The sequence below is a fragment of the Desulfobulbaceae bacterium genome, from assembly GCA_013792005.1.
Classification (GTDB): domain Bacteria; phylum Desulfobacterota; class Desulfobulbia; order Desulfobulbales; family VMSU01; genus VMSU01.
Genome location: VMSU01000144.1, coordinates 1 through 5,073 on the forward strand (window position 1 = coordinate 1; position 5,073 = coordinate 5,073).

4 protein-coding genes are annotated in these 5,073 nt (G+C 49.0%); all 4 read left to right on the top strand.

Annotated features, from left to right (window positions below; genetic code table 11):
• Positions 1–532: type II and III secretion system protein (locus FP815_08745; protein ID MBA3015027.1), on the top strand; the 532-nt coding region annotated here is incomplete at its 5' end.
• 213 nt (positions 533–745) lie between these two features.
• Entirely contained in the window at positions 746–2,608 is a 1,863-nt protein-coding gene (locus tag FP815_08750; protein ID MBA3015028.1) for an HlyD family efflux transporter periplasmic adaptor subunit, read from the top strand.
• 7 nt (positions 2,609–2,615) lie between these two features.
• The gene (locus tag FP815_08755; protein ID MBA3015029.1) at positions 2,616–4,763 is read left to right on the top strand and encodes an HlyD family efflux transporter periplasmic adaptor subunit; all 2,148 of its coding nucleotides are present in this window, start codon (positions 2,616–2,618) and stop codon (positions 4,761–4,763) included.
• The coding region (locus tag FP815_08760; protein MBA3015030.1) for a hypothetical protein at positions 4,756–5,073 on the top strand (318 nt) is incomplete at its 3' end. The genes FP815_08755 and FP815_08760, both read left to right, overlap by 8 nt.

Here is a 5,073-nt window from a genome sequence, read left to right on the forward strand (position 1 = left end):
GTCGGCCACTGTTAACGTTGGGGAGCAGGTGCCGGTGGTAACCAGCCAGATCGTCGATAGTAGTGGCACTGTCAATACTAGTGGTCTTACTACCGCTTCGAATCAAACCGTTCAGTATAAGGATACCGGGGTCATCCTTAACGTTACCCCTCGGATTAATGCTGAGGGGATTATTCTTTTGGAGATCGACCAACAGGTCAGTTCAGTGAAAGAAGAGAAGAAAGAAGGTCTTGATTCGCCTACCATTACAACCAAGCAGCTCACGACCAAGTTGGCAGTCAAAGATGGTCAGTCGATCTTGATGGGAGGGATGATCTCGAAGACTGAAACTGATAATGATAGTGGCATTCCCTTCATGAAGGATATCCCAGGCCTGGGCTGGCTGTTTAAGCATAAAACTATCAGTAGCTCGAAGACCGAACTTCTTCTGATGGTCACTCCCTACGTCATCGAGTCCGAGGATGTTCTCGATCAGTACATCAAAGGTTTTAAGGAAAAAGTCGATGGCCTCCGTCAGGAATTAACGCGTTAATCGGTATTGCTAACGATCAACACTGTTTTCAGTCAAGTCTCTTGCCTCAGCGACCTCGCTCAGGGTAGGCTTTTGTAATTTACTTTGCTCATCGAGTGAGTCTCAAACTATTCCCTGAACGGAGCCGAAGGGGTGGGAAACAGGCATGATCTTACCATGGAGTCCGTCCTTTCTAATGTGTGTACTAAGAATTGTTAAGAGCCATCTAACCTTATGATGAACACCACTGGCACAAATGCTCGCACACCGATTGATGAAGGTCAACTGACTTCGGTCTGGATCAACCTGGTTGAAGCCACAAGCACCAATGAATTTTGCTGGAACTGGCTTTGGTTGCAGTGCCATATGATCGTTGATGTCAAGGCGGGCATGGTTCTGCTTGGCACACCGGGCGCCGGGACTTATGCTCCGGCAGCTGTCTGGCCTGACTCTTCCCGGGATCTCCAGCATCTGGTTCATGCTGCCGAATCGGCCTTGGGGGAAAGGCAGGGTGTGGTGACTTTGGATGCGCAGTCCGATGGATCTGGTCAAAAACAGTATCATATAGCATATCCGCTTGATATCTCAGGAAAGTTGTACGGTGTTGTGGTACTCGAAGTGTCAAATCGCTCAGAGTTTCAACTCCAGGAGGCGTTACGGCAACTTCACTGGGGGATGGCGTGGCTGGAAACGATTTTCAGGCGTCAAGAGGAAGCTGAGGGCAAGGCGTTGCTCCTTCGCCTTTCAACAGTTTTGGAGTTGGTTGCGACAGTAGTTCAGCCAGGGGATTTCCTCAAGATTGCCATGGAACTTGTCAACGCGTATGCAACTCGCTTGCATTGCCAGCGTGTGAGTTTGGGATATTATCATAAAGATTTTATTCATCTTGTTGCCATCTCCAATACTGCTCAATTTGATAAAAAAACCAACCTGGCTCAAGCCATTGAGTCAGCGATGGAAGAGGCGCTTGACCAGAATGAGCCTGTTCTGTATCCCGCGCCTGAAGGTGGAAAGATAGTCGCCCGCCTTCATGAAGATCTCAGTGTCCGCTTTGATTGCAGCGCTATCTATACCGTTCCGTTGCCGGGACGAGAGGATGTGTTTGGCGCGCTTACTTTTGAGCGTCAGGCGGGGAGTCTGTTTTCTCATGAGGAAATGGAACAATGTAAAGCCGCTGCACACCTGCTTGGCCCGATTCTGGAAATGCATCACTGGAATGATCAGTGGTTTGGCGCTCGAATGTTTACCAGCATTACTCGGCAGCTTGAGAAATTTTTTGGTCCCAGAAATGTTATTTTAAAAACTCTGGGGGTGTTGACAGCTCTGGCGTTGATATTCATCTGTGTAGTCAAGGTCGAGTATCGAATAACTGCTAAAACCGTGCTGGAGGGGTCTGTCCAGCGGGTTGTCGCGGTTCCCTTTGACGGCTTTCTTCTGCATGCGGAAAAGCGGGCTGGCGATGTTGTTTCGGCAGGGGAAACGTTATGCCTTTTGGATGACAGAGATCTGCTGCTGGAGAAGTCGAAATGGAATAGCGAGGCAGAGCAGTACAGGCGTAAGTATCAGGAATCCATGGCGACCCATGACCGGGCTGCCGCACGTGTCGCTGACGCTCAGGTTCAGCAGGCCAAGGCGGAGATAGATCTTCTTGACGAGAAGCTTTCCAAAGCAAAAATTTCAGCGCCATTTGACGGAATTGTGGTGAGCGGAGATCTGAGCCAGCGCCTGGGGATGCCGGTTCGGCTGGGTGATGAGTTATTTACGCTGGCGCCTCTGGATCAATTTCGTGTTATCTTGCAGGTGGATGAACGCGAAATCAGCAATATCATTAATGGTAGTAGCGGCGCCTTGATTTTGACTGGCATGCCACAGGAGAAACAGCCTTTTGTGGTTAAGCGAATTACTCCGGTTTCGACGGCCGAAGGCGGGAGGAACTATTTTCGTGTGGAAGCGACTCTTCAGGAAAAGGCTGACCAGCTCCGTCCTGGGATGGAAGGAATAGGTAAGATCGAAAGCGGAAAACGCACGCTGGTGTGGATTTGGACTCATAGTGTCATTGACTGGTTCCGACTATGGATCTGGTCGTGGTGGCTGTGACATTGAGATGAAGTCGCAATTCAGTCAGCTATGGTACCGGGTTGAAAATCTAAAACCACGGCTGCGTGCTCATGTGCGGCTCTCCCGGCATTCGTATTGGGGGAGGATTTGGTATGTCATTCTTGATACTACATCAAGCCGGGTGCATCGTTTTACCATTGCGGCGTATATGGTTATTGGCCTGATGGATGGGAAGCGTACGGTGGGGGAGATCTGGACACTGGCGTGTGGAAAATTAGCAGACAAGGCTCCTTCCCAAGACGATATTGTCCATCTTCTTGGTCAGTTGCACAATGCGGATGTCCTGCAGTGTGAAGTTACGCCAGATGCCGCTGAAATCTTTGATCGTTACCGAGCGCATGGGTTCGCTAAAAAAATCGCGCCATTGATGAACCCCCTGTCAGTGAAAATCCCCCTGTTCGACCCCGAACAACTCTTGTTTCGACTCCTTCCTTTTGCGCGGCTTTTTTTTACTATTGCCGGCGGTTTTTTGTGGTTAATGGTGGTGACGGCATCCATGGTGCTTGCCGGAAAACACTGGCCAGAGCTGACTTCCAATATCATTGATCGTATCCTGACGCCGCAGAACGTCATTCTCCTTTGGTTTGTATTCCCTTGTGTGAAAATTCTTCATGAATTGGGACATGCCTTTGCCGCCAAGGTTTGGGGGGGTGAGGTGCATGAGTTGGGTGTGATGTTTCTTGTCTTTACCCCAGTTCCTTATGTTGATGTCTCAACGACCTCCGCCTTTCGCAGCAGATTCCACCGGATGCTGGTGGCGTCTGCAGGAATGATGGTGGAACTCTTTGTCGCCTCTCTTGCCCTCTTACTCTGGGTCAACGTTGAACCAGGCATTATTCGGACTATTGCCTACAACGTTATCATAATTGCCGGTGTCTCCACGATTCTTTTTAATATCAATCCGTTACTCCGTTTTGATGGCTATTATATCTTCTCGGACTTGCTGGAGTTGCCTAATTTGTCCCAGCGATCTACCAAATATCTGCTTTATCTTACTGAACGGTATCTTTTTCAGGTGGAAGGTCTTGACGAACCAACAGATTCAATTCGGGAACGGGCATGGCTGGTTTTGTATGCAGTTGCAGCGCTTGTTTACAGGTTGATAATTGTTGTTGGCATTCTTTTTATTATTGCCCAAAAATCCCTTTTTCTCGGGGTAATATTCGCTATTATCAGTTGTATATCTATGGTGGTTATCCCTGTCGGGAAAGGGATTGATTACCTGTTGAGCAGTCCCAGGCTCACCAAGAAACGGCAACGTGCCATTACCTCGACCGGTTTTATTTTAGCTATGATTGTAGGACTTGTTGCCATTGTCCCCTTTCCCCTCCGTACGCAAGTTGAAGGGGTGGTCTGGCTGCCGGAGGACTCTTTTGTGCGCGCTGAAACAGACGGGTTTGGTATTGATCTGGAGGCAGTTTCTGGAGCCACAGTATCCAAGAATCAACCGTTGGCTCGTAATGAGGATCCTTTGCTCTTGGCGAGGATTGCTGTTATCAAGGCGCGGATCGATGAGCTTGAAGCCCGGCTTAGGGCTGTAGCCTCAGATGATCGAGTACAGGTCGGTATTATTAAGGATCAGCTTTTTCATCAGCAGGCAGCGTTGTCTCGTGCAATGGAGCGCATAGAACAGCTTATTGTGAAAAGTCAGGCGGATGGCGTATTTGTTGTCGCTCAACCAGAAGATTTTGCCGGGAAGTTTTTTCGCCAGGGAGAGACACTGGGATATGTCATTCCCCATGATACCCCTGTTAAGGTAAGGGTTATTGTTCCGCAGGAGGACGTCAATTTTGTGAGAGGCCAAACGCACAATGTGGATGTTCGGTTAGCAAGAAACCTTGATCTAGTATTATCCGGCCCGGTTATTCGCGAAGTCCCTTTGGCTGCGGAGTATTTACCAGATAAAATTTTGGGGACTGAGGGTGGCGGTAAGATAGCAGTGGACCCAAATGACGATAGTGCCACGAAGACCTTTAGTCGAATGTTTCAATTTGATGTTGAGCTTCCGCTTCGCTGGGAGCAGGTGTCTATTGGTGATCGAATCCATGTCCGTTTCGATCATGGATTCGAGCCTCTTCTGTACCGGTGGGTTCGTCTTGTCCGACAAGTATTTCTCTCTAAGTTAGATGTTTAAATCACAAAAGCCATCCCTGCGAGGAACGCTAAACCCTCAGACGTGTTATCCCGAGAGAAAGGAGTCAGGAGATAAATTCCTTGATCGCCTGGGGAGTCAGGCAGAGTGGATTTTTCGTCATAAATGGGCTAATACCTCTCGCAGTCTGCGATCTATCCTGAAGAAGGTTGACGAGGCTGGCGCCGGTCTCAGTTCGAGTTCCGATGAGGCAATAAGAAAGAAACTGGTAGAATTAAGGCCTCTGCTCAGGCGTCATGGATTTCGTGAGGATCTGGTCGCTCAAAGTTTTGCCATTATTAGAGAGGCGTCA